We start from the raw sequence: 16,392 nt of genomic DNA on the forward strand, positions 1-16,392 counted from the left end.
CGTCCTTAATTCTTGATAGCCATGTACCAGGTGACGAGACCCGCCACCCCGATCAGCATGGCGAACGCATAGTGGAACAGATAGCCGGTCTCGGTTGCTGCCACTTTACGTCCCATTCTCATGCTGGTCGCCGCCACCCCGTCGGGCCCAAGGCCATCGATCAAGGCTCCGTCGCCGCCCTTCCATAATCCTCGCCCAAGGCGAAAAGCAGGTCGGATCAGCACGGCGTCGTACAATTCGTCGAAATACCACTTGTTCAGCAGAAAGCGGTGTAGCGCCGGGAATGTCCGCGCCAGAATGCCCGGCAAAGCGGGCGCGAACACATAGAGCAGGTACGCGACCGCGATTCCTCCTGCCGCTGCGACCGTCGGCATCAGCGCCACCCAGCCGGGGACGTGATGGGCGTTGTCGAGCGCCGGATGGATGTCCGCAACGGTCAGGGCGCGGCCCCAGAAGTCATGGCTGGCCGGACCGACGAACAGATCATAGCCGATCCACCCGGCAAACATCGCTCCCGCGCCCAGGAACAGCAGCGGTACGATCATCACCGCCGGGCTTTCATGGACATGGGCCATCACCTGCTCATCGGCACGCGGACGGCCATGGAAGGTCAACAGCAGCAAACGCCAGGAATAGAACGCGGTCAGCACTGCCGCCAGAATTCCAACCCAGTAAGCGATCTGTCCGACCGGCGTGCCTGCGGCCCAGGCGGCTTCCAGGATTATGTCCTTGGAATAATACCCGGCGAAGAACGGAATCCCGGCCAGCGCCAGCGAGCCGACCCACATCAGCGCCCAGGTGACCTTGACGTGCTTCCAGATACCGCCCATCCGGCGGATATCCTGCTCGTCGCTCATCGCGTGGATCACCGATCCGGCGGCAAGGAACAGAAGCGCCTTGAAGAAAGCGTGGGTCATCAGATGGAAAATTGCAGCCTGATAGGCTGACACCCCAAGGGCAAAGAACATGTAGCCCAACTGGGAACAGGTCGAATAGGCGATGATCCGCTTGATATCGTTCTGAACGCAGCCGATGGTGGCGGCGAAAATCGCCGTTGCCGCGCCAACCACTGTCACCACCGCCAGGGCGGCGTCCGACAGTTCGAACAACGGACTCATCCGCGCGACCAGGAATACGCCTGCGGTCACCATCGTCGCGGCATGGATCAGGGCGGACACTGGGGTCGGTCCTTCCATCGCGTCAGGCAGCCAGGTGTGCAGGCCAAGCTGGGCCGATTTGCCCATCGCACCGACGAACAGCAGAAGGCAGCAGACGGTGATCGCGTTGACTTTCAGCCCCAGCACGGTCGTGGTCACGCCTGCCTTAGCGGCGGCAGCGGCGAAGATCGCGTCGAGACCGATGGTTCCGAACAGGGCGAATAATCCGAAGATTCCCAGCAGGAAGGCGAAATCGCCGACCCGGTTAACGATGAATGCCTTGATCGCCGCCGCCGAAGCCGAGGGCTTCTCGTACCAGAACCCGATCAGCAGGTACGAAGCCAGACCGACACCTTCCCAGCCGAAGAACAACTGAACCAGATTGTCGGCGGTCACCAGCATCAGCATTGCGAAGGTGAATAACGACAGATAGGCATGGAACCGCGGGATCGACGGATCGTGGGCCATGTAGCCGATCGAATAAAGATGGACCGCCGCCGAGACCCAGGTCACCACCACCAGCATCACCGCCGTCAGTGTATCGACCTTCAAGGCCCAGGACAAATCCAGGCCGCCGGAGCGGATCCAGTCGGCCAGAATCACGGTTTCGGTCTGGCCGCCCAGCGCCACCCGGTCGAACACCAGGGCAGCCGAGACCGCGGCCATCACCAGCAAGCCGGTGGTGACGATCTGGGCTCCCCGCGCGCCGATGACGCGGCCGAACAGGCCGGCGGCAACGGCCCCCAGCAGCGGCAGGAAAACGGTGGCGATGACGGTCATCTGACGGCTATCCCTTGAGCTGGCTGATGTCCTCGACCGCGATAGTGCCGCGGCTGCGGAAGAAGACAACGATGATGGCAAGGCCGATGGCGGCTTCGGCGGCAGCCACCGTCAGCACGAACATCGCCAGAACCTGCCCGACAAGGTCGTGCAGGACGGACGAGAACGCCACCAGATTGAGGTTGACCGCGAGCAGAATCAGCTCGATCGACATCATGATGATGATGACGTTCTTGCGGTTGAGGAAGATTCCGACCACCCCCAAGGTGAACAGGATTGCCGCGACGGTCAGATAGTGGGAGAGGCCGATTTCAAACATCACGGTCAAAGCCCCCGTCCTGACTGGACCTTACGCAATTCGACCGAACGCGGTGTCCGCTCGACCTGATCGGCGATCGACTGGCGGCGCACTCCGCTACGGCGGCGATGGGTGAGCAGGATCGCCCCGATCATCGCCACCAGCAGGATCAGCCCTGCCGTCTGGAACAGGAACACATAATCGGTATAGAGCAGATGCCCCAGCGCCTGAGTGTTGGTTACCTTCAACGGGTCGGGCAAAGGCGCGCGCGTCAGCGCTTCGGACGATTCACTCGGACTCCAGGCAAAGGCCACCGCAACCAGTTCGCCCAACAGCACCGCCCCCACCAACCCGCCAAGCGGCAGGTAGTGCAGGAATCCGGCGCGTAGCTCGGCCCGGTTGACGTCAAGCATCATCACCACGAAAAGGAACAGCACCGCCACCGCGCCGACATAGACGATGACCAGAACCATCGCCAGGAATTCGGCTCCCAGCAGCAGGAACAGCCCCGCCGTATTAAAGAAGCACAGGATCAGCCACAAAACAGAATGAACCGGATTGCGGGCGGACACGACCATCGCGCCGCTTGCGACCGTCAGGCCTGCAAAGAGATAGAAAATCAACGCTGTCGACATTCCGGGTTTCCCCCCTTCAGCGATAGGGAGCTTCGGCGGAAAGACGGAAGGCCAGTTCAGCCTCCCAGCGATCACCGTTGGCGAGAAGTTTGGCCTTGTTGTACATCAGTTCCGCCCGCGTCTCGGTGGCATATTCAAAGTTTGGACCCTCGACGATCGCATCGACCGGGCATGCCTCCTGGCACAGACCGCAATAGATGCATTTTGTCATGTCGATATCGTAGCGCAGGGTGCGCCGCGATCCGTCTTCACGGGGTTCGGCCTCAATCGTGATCGCCTGGGCCGGGCACACCGCTTCACAGAGCTTGCAGGCGATGCAGCGTTCTTCACCGTTGGGATAACGGCGCAGAGCGTGCTCGCCGCGGAACCGGGTGCTGAGAAAGCCTTTCTCATACGGATAATTGATCGTCACCTTGGGCTTGAACAGGTAACGGAAGGTTACCGACAGGCCGTGGAACAGCTCGATCAGCAGGAAGGCGCGCGCGGTGCGGTCAATGAACGACATCGGTCGGGCTCTCTCCTATCCCTGTCCGGGCAACTGGCCGAGGGCGGTCAGCGTGCCGGCGGTCAACACGACCCAGATCAGCGAGAAGGGGAGGAACACCTTCCATCCCAACCGCATCAGCTGGTCATAGCGGTAGCGCGGAAAGGTCGCCCGGACCCAGATGAAAATGAACATCACCAGGCAGACCTTGGCGAAGAACCAAACCGGCCCCGGCAGGAAGGTCCAGCCAAACGGTGCCAGCCAGCCCCCCAGGAACAGGATCGAGGTCATCGCTCCGACAACCAGCATATTGATATATTCGCCCAGGTAGAACAGCGCGAACGGCATGGACGAGTATTCAACGTTATATCCGGCGACCAGTTCGGACTCGCATTCGGGCAAATCGAACGGAGAGCGGTTCGTTTCTGCCAGACCCGAGGCGATGAACAGCACGAACAGAGGCAGGTGCGGCAGGACAAACCACATCCCTTCCTGAGCCCGGACGATTGCCGACAGGTTCAGGGAGCCGGCGGTCAGCAGCACCGAAACCATGATCAGCCCGATCGAGACCTCGTAGGACACCATCTGCGCGGCCGACCGCAATGCGCCGAGGAAAGCATAGCGCGAGTTCGAGGCCCATCCAGCCATCACCACGCCATAGACGCCCATACTCGACACCGCGAGAACGTACAGGATACCGACATTGATATCGGCCAGCACCATCCCGTCGCCGAAGGGAATCACCGCCCACACCACCAGCGAAACGATAAAGGTGATCATTGGCGCGAGGAGGTAAATTCCTCGGTTCGCGCTGCTCGGCAGCACGGTTTCCTTAAAGAATAGCTTGATGCCGTCGGCGAAGGGCTGGAGAAGCCCCAACGGCCCGACCACGTTCGGCCCTTTGCGCAGATGCATCGAGCCGATGATCTTGCGCTCGGCATAGACCAGATAGGCCATCACGATCAGCACCGGCAAGAAGATCGCGATGATCTTCGCGACGATGACGATTAGATCCCAAAGGAGCGGTGGAAACTGCGCAGCCACGAGGTCAAGCATGGTGTCCCGCCCTATGGTGATTGCAGCCGCCGCCGAATGCCGCAATACAGGCGGCCATGGTCGATGAGGCGCGGCTGATCGGATCGGTCATGTAATAGCTGTCGAGGATCGAGGCCAGGGGCCGATCCTCGGGGGTTCCGGCGATACCGAACGGTTCCCATGCGGCGCGGTTAAGGCTACCCGGATGAGCGAAGATCGGGTTGATCTCGACCAGCCGCGCTCGTACCTGCTCCAGCGAATCGAACGGCAGGGTATGCCCTAGAACTTCCGACAATGCTCGGATTATCCGCCAATCTTCCTTGGCCTCGCCGGGGGGGAACACCGCCCGGCGGGTGCGCTGGAGGCGGCCCTCGGTATTGACGTAGGAGGCGTCTTTCTCGGTATAGGCGGCACCCGGCAGGATGACGTCGGCGCGGTGCGCTCCGGCATCGCCATGGCTGCCGAGATAGACAACGAAGGCATCGCCCAGGGCGCCCATCTCAATCTCGTCCGCTCCCAGCAGGAACAGAGCTTTCACCGCGCCCGAGGCGGCTCCGGCCGTGATTGCGGCAAGATCGCGTCCGCCCGGCCCCGGCACGAAGCCAAGGTCAAGTCCACCGACCCGTGCGGCGGCGGTGTGAAGGACGTTGAAGCCGTTCCAATCCTCTCGGATCATCCCGGCCGCTTCGGCGATCCGCCGGGCGAGACCGAGCATAACCGCGCCATCGGTGCGAGCCAGCGCCCCCTGCCCAAGGATCAGGGCCGGATGCTTCGCTGCTTTCAAGGTGGCGAGGAAGGGATGGCGACCATCGGCGATTTCGGCCAGCAACGCAGGCGAATCGCCCAGCCAATCGTGGGCGAAGGTCAGGTCGGCCTTCGGCCCGATCGCGGCGGCGCTCAATCCCTGTTCCAGCCAGCGTTTGCGCAGGCGGGCGTTCAGCACCGGAGCCTCGATGCGGGGATTGGTCCCGATCAGCAGCAGGGCGTCGGCCTGCTCGATTCCGGCAATGGTGCTGTTGAACAGGTACGAGGCGCGAGCCGATGGGTCGAGTTTCGCGCCGTCCTGACGGCAGTCCAGATTGCCCGAGCCAAGGGCGGTCAGCAAATCCTTGGTCGCGGCCATCGTCTCGGCATCGGTCTGGTCGCCCGCGATAGCGGCGATGGCGCTGCCTTCCAGCCCCTTGAGCCGGGCGGCGATGGCGGCGAATGCCTCGGGCCAGGTCGCGGGAGTCAGCTTGCCGTCGCGGCGGACATAGGGACGGTCGAGACGCTGACGCTTGAGTCCGTCGCAGGCGAAGCGCGAACGGTCGCCCAGCCATTCCTCGTTGATGTCTTCGTTGATTCGGGGCAGCACCCGGATCACTTCGTTGCCGCGCGAATCAACCCGGATCGCCGCACCCAACCCGTCCATCGTATCGATGGTTTCGGTTTGACGCAGCTCCCACGAGCGGTAGGTAAATGCGGCGGGCTTGTTGGTCAGCGCCCCGACCGGACACAGGTCGATCAAATTGCCCGACAGTTCCGACGATACGGTCTGCCCGACATAGCGGGTGACTTCCAGATGCTCGCCTCGCCCCAGACCGCCCAGCACCGGCGTTCCCGCCACTTCGGCGGCGAAGCGGATACAGCGGGTGCACTGGATGCATCGGGTCATATGGGTGGCGATCAGCGGGCCGTAATCCTTGTCCGGCTGGGCGCGCTTGGTTTCCTCGTAGCGGCTGCGGTCGGACCCATAGGCTACCGCCTGATCTTGCAGGTCGCATTCGCCACCCTGGTCGCAGATCGGGCAATCCAACGGATGGTTGACCAACAGGAATTCCATCACCCCCTGACGCGCCTTGCGCACCACCGGAGTGTTGGTCCGTACCACCATGCCATCGGCGACAGGCATCGCGCAGGACGCGACCGGCTTCGGCACTTTCTCGACTTCGACTAGGCACATCCGGCAATTGCCGGCGATTGCCAGCCGTTCATGGTAGCAGAATCGCGGAATCTCGATGCCCAGACGATCCGCCGCCTGGAGAATCGTGGTTCCGGATTCGACGTCGATTTCCCTGCCGTCGATGGTCAGCTTGGGCATGTGTTCATTCCGTCCTCAAGCGGCCCTGTCCCGAGCCTGGCGTTCCGCAATGCGGCGCTCCAACTCGGGGCGGAAGGCGCGAATCAGTCCCTGGATCGGCCAGGCAGCAGCATCGCCAAGTGCGCAGATGGTGTGTCCTTCGATCTGGCGCGTCAATTGGTCTAGCCGCTCGATCTCGTGCGGTTCGGCATCGCCGGTGACCATCCGCGCCATGATCCGGGCCAGCCAGCCGGTGCCTTCACGGCACGGCGTGCACTGACCGCAGCTTTCATGCGCGTAAAAGCGTGACAGCCGAGAGATGGCGCGAACGATGTCGGTCGATTTGTCCATCACGATGACGGCAGCAGTGCCGAGGCCCGAACGGACGTCGCGCAAGCTGTCGAAATCCATCAGGACGGTATCGCAAATGTCCTTGGTCAGCACCGGAACCGATGAGCCGCCGGGAATCACCGCCAGCAGATTGTCCCAGCCACCGCGCACGCCGCCCGCGTGAGTCTCGATCAACTCGCGCAGCGATATGCCCATTTCTTCTTCGACGTTGCAGGGCGTGTTGACGTGGCCGGAGATGCAGAACACCTTGGTTCCGCTGTTCTTCTGCCGCCCCAGCGCCGCGAACCACGCACCGCCGCGCCGCAGGATCGTTGGGGCTACTGCGATCGATTCTACGTTGTTGACGGTGGTCGGACAGCCATAGAGGCCGACACCGGCAGGGAAGGGGGGTTTCAGGCGTGGCTGCCCCTTTTTGCCTTCCAGGCTTTCGATCAGGGCGGATTCCTCGCCGCAGATATAGGCCCCGGCCCCACGATGGATATACAGTTCGAACGGCCAGCCCGATCCGCAGGCGTTGGAGCCGAGCAAACCGGCGGCGCGGGCTTCGTCGATCGCAGCCTGAAGGTTCTGGGCCTCGCGAACGAACTCGCCGCGAATGTAAACGTAGCCGACCCGAGCGCCGATCGCGAACCCGGCGATCAACGCGCCTTCGACCAGCTTGTGCGGCTCGTGGCGCAGGATGTCACGGTCCTTGCACGTACCGGGTTCGCCTTCGTCGGCGTTGATGACGAGGTAATGCGGTCGGCTGCCCTCGACCTTGGGCATGAACGACCATTTGACTCCAGTGGGGAAGCCCGCGCCGCCACGGCCGCGCAAGCCCGAGGTCTTCATTTCCTCAATCACCCAGTCGCGGCCCTTGGCCAGCAAGTCACGGGTACCGTCCCAATCGCCGCGCGCACGGGCACCGCTCAGACGCCAGTCGTGGAAGCCGTAGAGATTGGTGAAGATCCTGTCGCGGTCGCGCAGCATCACGCACTCTCCGTCGCAGAGGCGGGGGGGATCAGGGTGGTCGGACCACCGGCGGGACACGAGGTCTGGCGGCCGGTCTGCGACCCCGTTCGCGGAGTTTCGCCGCGTCCGAGAGCCTCCAGCACCGCACGGGTACTGGTGGGATCGAGATCCTCGTAATAATCGTCGTTGATCTGGATAACCGGGGCGTTGACGCAGGCCCCCAGGCATTCCGCTTCGGACACGGTGAACAATCCGTCGGGCGTGGTCTCACCGACGCCAATTCCCAACGTCTCGCACACCGTATCGATCACGGCATCCGACCCGCGCAGCATGCAAGGCAGGTTGGTGCAGATCTGGACGTGGAAACGCCCGACCGGACGGCGATTATACATCGTGTAGAAGGTGGCGACTTCCTCGACCTGGATCGGGGCCATCTCCAGCATGTTCGCAATCATCTCGATCGCGGCGCGGCTGACCCAGCCTTCCTGGCGCTGGGCCAGATCGAGCAGCGGCATCACCGCGCTCTGTTGGCGTCCGGCGGGATAGCGGGCGATGAAGGCGCGGGCCTGCTCGGCGCTTTCCGGGGTGAAGGCGAACGCGGCGGGTTCTGCGGGACTGTCGCTCATCGGTCGATCTCGCCGAAAACAATGTCGATGGAGCCGATATTGGCCACCACGTCGGCCAGCATATGGCCTCTCGACATCATGTCGAGAGCCTGAAGGTTGACGAACCCCGGTGGCCGGATTTTGCAACGGTAAGGTTTGCCGCTGCCGTCGGAGATCAGATAGACCGCGAACTCGCCCTTGGGGGCTTCGACGGCGGCATAAACCTCTCCGGCAGGGACGTGGAAACCCTCGGTGAACAGCTTGAAATGGTGGATCAGCGCCTCCATCGAGCGCTTCATTTCTGCGCGCGGCGGTGGCGTTACCTTGTTGTTATCCACTTTGACCGGCCCGCCGGGCATCCGCTCCAGGCACTGACGGATCAGCAGGACGCTTTGGCGCATCTCCAGAACGCGGACCAGGAAGCGATCATAGCAATCGCCGTTGCTGCCGACTGGAATGTCGAACTCAAGCTGGTCGTAAACCTCATACGGCTGGGCCTTGCGCAGATCCCAGGCAATACCCGAAGCACGGAGGTTGGGGCCGGTGAAGCCCCAATCCAACGCCTGTTCCGGCGTGACAATGCCGATATCGACGGTGCGCTGCTTGAAGATGCGGTTTTCGGTCACCAGCGACTCGATATCGTCGAGCGCCGAGGGGAAGGTCTGGGTCCAGGCGCCGATATCGTCAAACAGATCTTGCGGCAGATCGGCCGCAACACCGCCGGGGCGGAAGTAATTGGCGTGGAGACGGGCGCCACAGGCCCGCTCGTAGAATTCCATCAGCTTATCGCGTTCCTCGAATCCCCACAGCATCGGCGTCATGCCGCCGACGTCGAAGATATAGGAACAGATGCTGATGAGGTGGTTGAGCACCCGCCCGATTTCGCAATAGAGCGTGCGGATGTATTGGGCACGCGGCGGCAGTTCCAGCCCCAGCAGCCGTTCCGTTGCCAGGACGAAGGCGTGCTCCTGATTCATCGTGCCGATGTAATCCAGCCGGTCGAAATAGGGCACAGCCTGAAGGTAGGTTTTGTGCTCGATCAGCTTTTCCGTGCCGCGATGGAGCAGGCCGATATGAGGGTCGGCGCGTTCGACCACCTCGCCCGACATTTCAAGGATCAGGCGTAGCACGCCGTGCGCAGCCGGATGCTGCGGTCCAAAATTCAGCGAATAGGTCTCGATCCGGGTCTCGGCCATGACGTCAGACTCTCCCCCCGGCCTTCTCGTCGCCGGGAAGGGGGGCACCACCTTCCCACGGCGATTGAAAATCAAAGCTGCGGAAATCCTGAACCAGCCGCACCGGCTCGTAGACGACGCGCTTCTGTTCGTCGTCGTAGCGGACCTCGACATGGCCGGTCAGCGGGAAATCCTTGCGCAGCGGGTGACCCTCGAACCCGTAATCGGTCAGAATCCGCCGCAAATCGGGATGGCCCGAGAACAAGATTCCGAACATATCCCACACTTCGCGCTCGAACCAGCCGGCCGAGCTGAACAAGCCGGTGACCGACGGAACCGGGCTGTCGTCATCGGTGGCCAGCTTCACCCGGATGCGCTGATTGTGCTTCATCGACAGCAGGTGATAAACGACGTCGAAACGCGGGTCACGGCCGGGCCAATCGACGCCGCAAACGTCCAGCAACAGCTTGAACTGACAGGCGGGATCGTCGCGCAGGAAGGTCAGGACCGAGAGGATTGAGGCGGCGGTGACGTCAAGAGTCAGCTCGCCGACGCGATTGACCTCGGCCCGGCGTACGTCCTGCGGCAAAGCGGCGGCGATAAGCTCGCCCAAATCCTTCAGCGCTTGCGTCATGGTTCGGCGGTCCTTCGTTCGATCGCTAGCGGGAGATCGCGCCGGTGCGACGGATCTTTTTTTGCAATTGCAGGATGCCGTAAATCAAGGCTTCGGCGCTTGGCGGACACCCCGGAACATAGATGTCCACCGGGATGATGCGGTCGCAGCCGCGCACCACGGAGTAGCTGTAATGGTAGTAGCCGCCGCCATTGGCGCACGATCCCATCGAGATCACCCAACGTGGTTCGGCCATCTGGTCGTACACGCGGCGCAACGCCGGAGCCATCTTGTTGGTCAGCGTGCCGGCGACGATCATCACATCGGCCTGACGTGGCGTGGGACGGAACACCACGCCGAAACGATCCATGTCATAGCGCGAACAGGCGGCGTGCATCATTTCGATGGCGCAGCAGGCCAGACCGAACGTCAGCGGCCACAGGCTGCCGGTGCGGGCCCAGGCGGCAAGCGCATCGACATTGGCAACGACGAATCCCTTGTTGGATATTTCATCGGTGACGGCGGCCAGCAGGGCATCCTGCTGCGGACCGGGAGGCAAAAGCCGGGCTCCGCCCGCAGGCAGGGCCGCCGGTGACTCCCCGCTCATTCCCATTCCAGGGCTCCCTTGCGCCATTCATAGATAAACCCGACGGTCAGAACCGCCAGGAAGACCATCATCGACCAGAAGCCGAACAATCCGATTTTCCCCAGGGTCACCGCCCAGGGGAACAGGAACGCGATTTCAAGATCGAAAATGATAAAGAGAATCGAGACCAGATAGAACCGGACGTCGAAACGGGTTCGTGAATCGCCAAAAGGTTCGAATCCGCATTCATAGGGCGTGGCCTTCTCGGCGTCGGGCTTTTGCCGCGCCACCAGCCACGAACCGCCGATACACAATCCGGCAATCACGATCGCGATGCCGAAGAAGACGAGGATCGGCAGATATTCGACCAGCCAAGCGTCCATCATTCCTTCCCCGGCCCATGTTGCTCCACCACGAGGATCGTCTGGTACATATCCAACGCCCGCTTTGTCACAAGCGGAAGCAGAACCGACGTCGCCGCCGCTACCGCTTGATGACGATCCCTGTTGAGACCGATTCAACTCCGAACCCACCCCCGGACTTTATGGGGCCGGGTGGCGGGAGTGACGGGGCTCGAACCCGCGACCTCCGGCGTGACAGGCCGGCGCTCTAACCAACTGAGCTACACCCCCTCCGTTCCGGACACCGGTACGGGAAGAGTCGGTCTAATGCAGTGCTCGCATGCTGTCAAGCAAACAACGCAGGCACTGTGATAATTTCGCTTCGGCACTCGTGACAAATACCTACATGCGAAAAGCGACCTTTCTATCCTCGGTACAGGCTAAGGTCATTAACTGGACTGTATATAACTCAATCTACAATACCACAAATATTATTTTGAGTTAATTTGATAAATCTCGCAGTAAGTCTTAGTATCCCGTCGCTTTCGCGTAAGAAAGTGTTGTTGGGAGCGGGCGGGGGGATGGAAAAGCGATCGCATGCGCCTTGATTGCCTACTCATAAGGGTGGAGGGTCGCCTCCCCCTTTGCATTCCAGGCCATGTGACGCAACGATGTCTGGAGGATCAGATATCGTACATCAGAACAGGTTCGATCCGTCCGCGCCGTTTCGACATGTCGATCAGGGTTGTGTTATCGACGATGGCGGCCATCGCATCGCGCACATCCTGCATTACGCCGCGGACGGCACAGGTTGCTTCGTCCTGACAATCCGGACATGGGCGGTAAGCCGAACGCGAGACGCATGGCACCGGAGCCAGCGGACCATCTAGGATGCGGATGACTTCACCGGCCATGATTCGCTCGGCCGGACGGGCCAGGGTGTAGCCCCCCCCCTTGCCTTTTTTGCTTGAAAGCAAGCCGTGATTCTTCAGTTCAAGCAGGATCGTATCGAGAAATTTCTTCGGGATACGCTCGGCCTCGGCGATTTCGGCGATGAGAACCGGCCCCCGTCCTTCGCGCTCGGCCAGATGAACCATTGCCTTTAACCCGTACTTCGCCTTGCTTGACAGCATCACTACACCCAGTTGATAGACCGTAAGAAGAAGCGATCCGGGTGGCGGCTGTCAATGCCCGAATCGGCAAAACCGATTGGTTTGGTCTGGACTCAGGCACGCAGACCGGATTGGAACGGCCGCCGAAGGGGTGTGTCGCGATTGGCCTTCTGCTCTTAGTACGCGACAGTTTCTTGTTCGATGTGAATTTGCTATCTTTGGGTGGTCGGGAAGAAGTCCCGGAACAACGATGGGGGTTAGAATGCCCAATATCAGTTTTCCCGTTACATCCCAGAGTGTTGGCGGATCCGCCCTTTTCGGTAGCATAAAGCTGGCTCCGGTGAAGGCCGAAGTGTTCGAACGGGCGGAGCCTGACGCGTTGAGCCGCTATAAGGATGCCCTGGATATTTCGAATAAATTGGCCCAGGGAGCAAAGGACGCCCAGACCTTTGCCACAACCAAGGATCTCGAAGCCAAGAAACAGCGTCTTAAACTTCTTAAGATGCTGGCGGGTTCAACGACCGATCCGCGCATCATCAAGGCCATCGCCCGTGAGGTCGCCGAGATCGCGCGCAGCCTCGGTAACGCCGCCGCAGGGAGTGGCGGCGGCATGGTACAGGTCACGGCCAATCCCTCCGCGTCTTCTGGGGATGCCGCAGGCGGCGTGGCTGCGACTGCTCCCGTCACGACCGCTCAGGCAGCCGAGGGAGCGACGGAGGGGAACACTTCCCCCGCCGAACTCTCGCCGCAGACTGTATCGGTGGCGTCGCCAGCCACAAATGAAGGCGACGATTCCATTAAAGATCAGGTCCGGGAATTATTGCAGCTGGCGAAGAAGATTTTGGAAAAGCTTCGCACGCTCGTTATTCCCGGTAGCCGTGAGTCCGAGGAAATCGAGAAGGCGAATCGTGAGGTTCTCAAGGCGGCATCGGCTTTCGGCATCTCGCTTGATGGGTCTTCCGAATCGTCTCCGCAGCAATCGAGCGCTGTCGGTGACGATACATTGTCATCTAGCGTCTCTGCGTCTTTGACCGTCGTCGAAGTCTCTACTGTTACGTCGGTTAATATCGAGGTGTGATCGGAGACGGAGGCGGTTGATGACTGCCTCCGCCTTCCTTTTTTACGGGTTCAGCGTTCTGCCATAACTTTATAAGGCTGGCGGGCCAGTGTGGTGCCAGACTGTGCAGTGATTGCAGCTGCGCAGCAAATTTCAGCACGACGTCGAAGCTTGGACGGTCGCCTTTCGCCGGATCGCTCCGCCGCCGAAAGCTTTTTCAGTCGGCCGATGAGATGGTGCTCGATATCTCGGAACCCAGGCTGAACAACCATTTCACCCTCGCATCTCATACCAATCGTCCAATGGGTCAAATCGGGGGGTGGCCGGTATGACCTCCTGTTTCCGGAAGTGTTCGTATTACTAGCGGAAGCCATTTTTCGATTTTAATGGCGCGAACGATAAAATAAAAATCACACTGAAATTACAATTTTCAAAAATTTCAAATGGAATCGATATTGATAATCGATCTTAGTGCGATCGCCTGATGTAGTTTAATCATAAGGGTTTGTGCTTACTCAATTGTTTCATTCATTAATGAACAATGAACGTGGCGTTCAGACCAGGGTCACTTCGTTCATGTTAGACAATGCGTGACCGATCCCTGCGGATCGGTGCTGTCCATTGGACTCCACATGATCGCCCTGCGTTTGAAAGTCATCATGAAATCAAGAGCGAAGCCATCGGCTGTCAATGCAAAGCCGCCAACGAGATTCGGCCGAACGATGTTGTACTGCACGGTCGGATTGGCTGTCGGCCAAATGCTTTTCTCTGGACCGTCGTATGCTGTCGATCCGTCCTTGGTGGTGGTGACGCCGTATCTGGAGAAGGTTCTGGCCGAACATCCCCGGTCGTATCAAGCCCGAAGCGAAGTCGAACGAGCGCGGGCCGATGCCGAAGTTCTCGCCCAACCACTCTATAATCCCGAGCTGGGATTCAACGGAGAGCATAAGCAGACACCGGCGAGTGCGAATAATGGTGCGGGGGAGACAACGTGGACCCGTGTCGTGGAAGTGTCCCTGACCACGGATTTCGGCGTCAAACAGCAGCGGCGGAGCGAAATCGGCGTTCGCGGCGTGGATGTCGCCAATGCAGGGGAAGCGGAAGCACGATTAGCCTTGGTGTCAGAAGCCCTTATTCGTCTGGCGCGCTATCAGGGTGCGCTGAACACGGAGGCGCTGGCCGCGCGGCAGGAAGCGGCAATGGTGAGTTTCGTTAAATTAGCCGAGCGGCAACGCAAGGCCGGAGACAGTTCGGCCGCAGACCTGTCGCTGGCCCGTCTGGCCCTGGCGGAAACCACCCGGACCCGCGCCGACGCCAGAGTCGATCTGGCCCGCGCCCGCGAGGAGGTTCGTGGCCTTTGTGCATGCGCCCCTGACGAAATCGCCGCATTGCCGACTCGGTTGCCTGCGGAAGACAGCGTGGTGGGCGAGGATATCGATGACATCCTGGATCGCCATCCGACCCTTCGCGCCTTGCGGGCGCGAATCGAGATGGCACGGTCAGAACTTCATCTCTCCGAAGCTGAGCGCATTCCCGATCCGACGTTCCGGTTGGGCGGCGGGAGCGAGGGCGATGCGACTCTCGTGACTTTCGGGGTATCGGTGCCGATTCCTGTGCTCAATTCCGGTTCGGCTAAGGTCCGTTCCGCCGGTCGCGGTTTGGTGACTGCGGAGGCGGCCGAAGCCGCGGCACGGCGCGAGATCAAAACAGAACTGGCGGCGGCCCGATCCTCTTATGTCGAGGCACACCGGGGTTGGAAAATGTGGCAGGAACAAGCGACCGCCCCGATCGAACAGCAAGCCGCCTTGATGGAGCGGATGTGGCTTGGCGGAGAAATCACTGCCACCGATTACTTCATCCAAATTCGCGAAACCGCCCGCGTTGCCCAGCAGGGGAGCGAACTCAAGACATCGGCCTGGACCTCTCTCGCCACTGTCCTCAAGGCGTCCAACGGCTTTGAGACCTTTATGGGGGTTGCGCCATGAAACATGTTTCCAAACGTGCGATCGCGACATTGCTGGGGTTGGCTCTGATCGGAACGGCGATCACAGTGGCAGGGGCGGCCATGTCTCCCGCACCCGCGCTACCGTCAAATCAGGATGCTGTCTCTCCCGCCAATCCTCCCGCGTCGGCATCCTCCGCGTTGGTGCTCTCGCCCCAACAACGTGAAGCCGCAGGAATCGTGATCGCGACAGTAGAGCGCAGATCCCTTTCCAGCGAGATGTCATTTCCGGGTGAAGTCCAACCCAACCGCTATCGATCCAGTTTGGTCTCCAGCCGTGTTCCCGCAGTAATTCAGAACCGGCAGGCGGTTTTGGGGCAGTCGGTGCGCCAGGGGCAGGCTCTTGCCACCCTCTTCAGCGTCGAGGTCGCCGACGCTCAGGCCAGCTTCCTCCTCGCCGAGCGCGAATGGCGACGGGTTCAGGATCTGGGGCGTGACATCGTTGCGGGCAAGCGCTGGATCGAGGCCGAGGTCGGACGCCAGCAGGCTCGCGCCCGTCTCCTGACCTACGGCCTGTCGTCGGCACAGATCGAGTCGCTGGCACGGGACGGCCACAACCGTACCCCTGGTATTTTCACTCTGACGGCACCGCAAGCCGGAATCGTCACCGCGGATTCATTCCGCATCGGAGAAATGGTCGAGGCTGGCAAGCCATTGTTCGAGGTGGCCGATACCTCGACGGTTTGGGTCGAGGCCCGCGTTGATGCCGATCTTGCCGCAACGCTGGCGGTCGGTACCTCCGCCACAGTTCGGGTCGCGTCGATCCGGGCAAAGGCCATCGTCAAACAGATCCTGCCGTCGTTGGACGAGCAAACCCGCACGTTGGGGGTTCGTCTGGAGGTTCCCAACCCGGATCGAGGACTCAATCCGGGCCAGTTCGTTCAGGTCGATCTGGAGTCCGCCACCACACCGACCGGGATCGTCGTTCCCACCGATGCCGTGATTCGAAATGCCGATGGCGGTTGGGTGGTGTTCGTCGAGGATCGCGACGGCGCGCTTGCTCCAATGCCGGTGAGAGTGGTGCAAACCGCGAACGGGCAATCCCAGGTCGAGGGACTGACCGCTGGGGTACGAATTGTCACCAGTGGCGCGTTCTTTCTTCAGTCTGAACTCTCGAAAAACGCCTCCGGCACCGCTCAATAGAAAGCGTC

Annotated in this window: 16 protein-coding genes and 1 tRNA gene; 3 read left to right on the forward strand and 14 right to left on the reverse strand. The window is 61.0% G+C overall.

The features are described from left to right. Positions 1-5: 5 nt before the first annotated feature. The 14 genes from nuoL to PHAMO_RS08535 all read right to left on the reverse strand — a co-directional run bounded on the left by nuoL (position 6) and on the right by PHAMO_RS08535 (position 12,203). Positions 6-1,937, reverse strand: a complete 1,932-nt coding sequence (gene nuoL / locus PHAMO_RS08470) for an NADH-quinone oxidoreductase subunit L (RefSeq protein ID WP_002728378.1) — start codon at positions 1,935-1,937, stop codon at positions 6-8. A 7-nt stretch (positions 1,938-1,944) separates the two neighbouring features. Next, complete coding sequence (gene nuoK, locus PHAMO_RS08475; RefSeq protein ID WP_002728380.1) at positions 1,945-2,256, reverse strand: NADH-quinone oxidoreductase subunit NuoK; 312 nt, start codon at positions 2,254-2,256, stop codon at positions 1,945-1,947. Positions 2,257-2,261: 5 nt separating this feature from the next. After that, entirely contained in the window at positions 2,262-2,870 is a 609-nt protein-coding gene (locus PHAMO_RS08480; RefSeq protein ID WP_002728382.1) for an NADH-quinone oxidoreductase subunit J, read from the reverse strand. A gap of 16 nt (positions 2,871-2,886) precedes the next feature. Further along, positions 2,887-3,375 (reverse strand): NADH-quinone oxidoreductase subunit NuoI, encoded by a 489-nt coding sequence (nuoI, locus tag PHAMO_RS08485; RefSeq protein WP_002728384.1) that lies wholly within the window; start codon positions 3,373-3,375, stop codon positions 2,887-2,889. A 15-nt stretch (positions 3,376-3,390) separates the two neighbouring features. Next, positions 3,391-4,410, reverse strand: coding sequence for an NADH-quinone oxidoreductase subunit NuoH (nuoH, locus tag PHAMO_RS08490; RefSeq protein ID WP_040566471.1), 1,020 nt, complete (start codon positions 4,408-4,410; stop codon positions 3,391-3,393). After that, a complete protein-coding gene (gene nuoG, locus PHAMO_RS08495) occupies positions 4,403-6,469 on the reverse strand; it encodes an NADH-quinone oxidoreductase subunit NuoG (RefSeq protein WP_002728387.1) in 2,067 nt (688 codons plus the stop codon). Before nuoG ends, nuoH begins: the two co-directional genes overlap by 8 nt. A gap of 15 nt (positions 6,470-6,484) precedes the next feature. Continuing rightward, positions 6,485-7,768 (reverse strand): NADH-quinone oxidoreductase subunit NuoF, encoded by a 1,284-nt coding sequence (nuoF, locus tag PHAMO_RS08500; RefSeq protein WP_040566475.1) that lies wholly within the window; start codon positions 7,766-7,768, stop codon positions 6,485-6,487. Then, on the reverse strand, positions 7,768-8,376 hold the full coding sequence (locus PHAMO_RS08505; RefSeq protein WP_002728392.1) for a complex I 24 kDa subunit family protein: 609 nt from the start codon (positions 8,374-8,376) through the stop codon (positions 7,768-7,770). Before PHAMO_RS08505 ends, nuoF begins: the two co-directional genes overlap by 1 nt. Next, the gene (locus tag PHAMO_RS08510) at positions 8,373-9,551 is read right to left on the reverse strand and encodes an NADH-quinone oxidoreductase subunit D (protein WP_040566477.1); all 1,179 of its coding nucleotides are present in this window, start codon (positions 9,549-9,551) and stop codon (positions 8,373-8,375) included. Before PHAMO_RS08510 ends, PHAMO_RS08505 begins: the two co-directional genes overlap by 4 nt. A gap of 4 nt (positions 9,552-9,555) precedes the next feature. Further along, positions 9,556-10,164 carry an NADH-quinone oxidoreductase subunit C gene (locus tag PHAMO_RS08515; protein ID WP_002728396.1) on the reverse strand — a complete coding sequence of 203 codons (609 nt, stop codon included), beginning with the start codon at positions 10,162-10,164 and terminating at the stop codon, positions 9,556-9,558. A gap of 25 nt (positions 10,165-10,189) precedes the next feature. Beyond that, positions 10,190-10,750 carry a NuoB/complex I 20 kDa subunit family protein gene (locus PHAMO_RS08520; protein ID WP_002728398.1) on the reverse strand — a complete coding sequence of 187 codons (561 nt, stop codon included), beginning with the start codon at positions 10,748-10,750 and terminating at the stop codon, positions 10,190-10,192. Further along, positions 10,747-11,112, reverse strand: coding sequence for an NADH-quinone oxidoreductase subunit A (locus tag PHAMO_RS08525; RefSeq protein ID WP_002728401.1), 366 nt, complete (start codon positions 11,110-11,112; stop codon positions 10,747-10,749). The genes PHAMO_RS08520 and PHAMO_RS08525 overlap by 4 nt, the downstream gene beginning before the upstream one ends. A gap of 172 nt (positions 11,113-11,284) precedes the next feature. Further along, positions 11,285-11,361, reverse strand: a tRNA-Asp gene (locus tag PHAMO_RS08530). A 392-nt stretch (positions 11,362-11,753) separates the two neighbouring features. After that, on the reverse strand, positions 11,754-12,203 hold the full coding sequence (locus tag PHAMO_RS08535) for an RrF2 family transcriptional regulator (RefSeq protein WP_002728403.1): 450 nt from the start codon (positions 12,201-12,203) through the stop codon (positions 11,754-11,756). A 319-nt stretch (positions 12,204-12,522) separates the two neighbouring features. Between PHAMO_RS08535 and PHAMO_RS08540 the strand changes: the two genes are divergently transcribed. The 3 genes from PHAMO_RS08540 (at position 12,523) to PHAMO_RS08550 (ending at position 16,384) form a co-directional block, all read left to right on the forward strand. Then, positions 12,523-13,260, forward strand: coding sequence for a hypothetical protein (locus PHAMO_RS08540; RefSeq protein WP_155801620.1), 738 nt, complete (start codon positions 12,523-12,525; stop codon positions 13,258-13,260). A gap of 701 nt (positions 13,261-13,961) precedes the next feature. Further along, a complete protein-coding gene (locus PHAMO_RS08545) occupies positions 13,962-15,224 on the forward strand; it encodes a TolC family protein (protein ID WP_002728406.1) in 1,263 nt (420 codons plus the stop codon). Then, entirely contained in the window at positions 15,221-16,384 is a 1,164-nt protein-coding gene (locus PHAMO_RS08550; RefSeq protein ID WP_002728408.1) for an efflux RND transporter periplasmic adaptor subunit, read from the forward strand. Before PHAMO_RS08545 ends, PHAMO_RS08550 begins: the two co-directional genes overlap by 4 nt. Positions 16,385-16,392 lie beyond the last annotated feature (8 nt).

The organism is Magnetospirillum molischianum DSM 120 (assembly GCF_000294655.1).
GTDB classification, from domain to species: domain Bacteria; phylum Pseudomonadota; class Alphaproteobacteria; order Rhodospirillales; family Magnetospirillaceae; genus Phaeospirillum; species Phaeospirillum molischianum.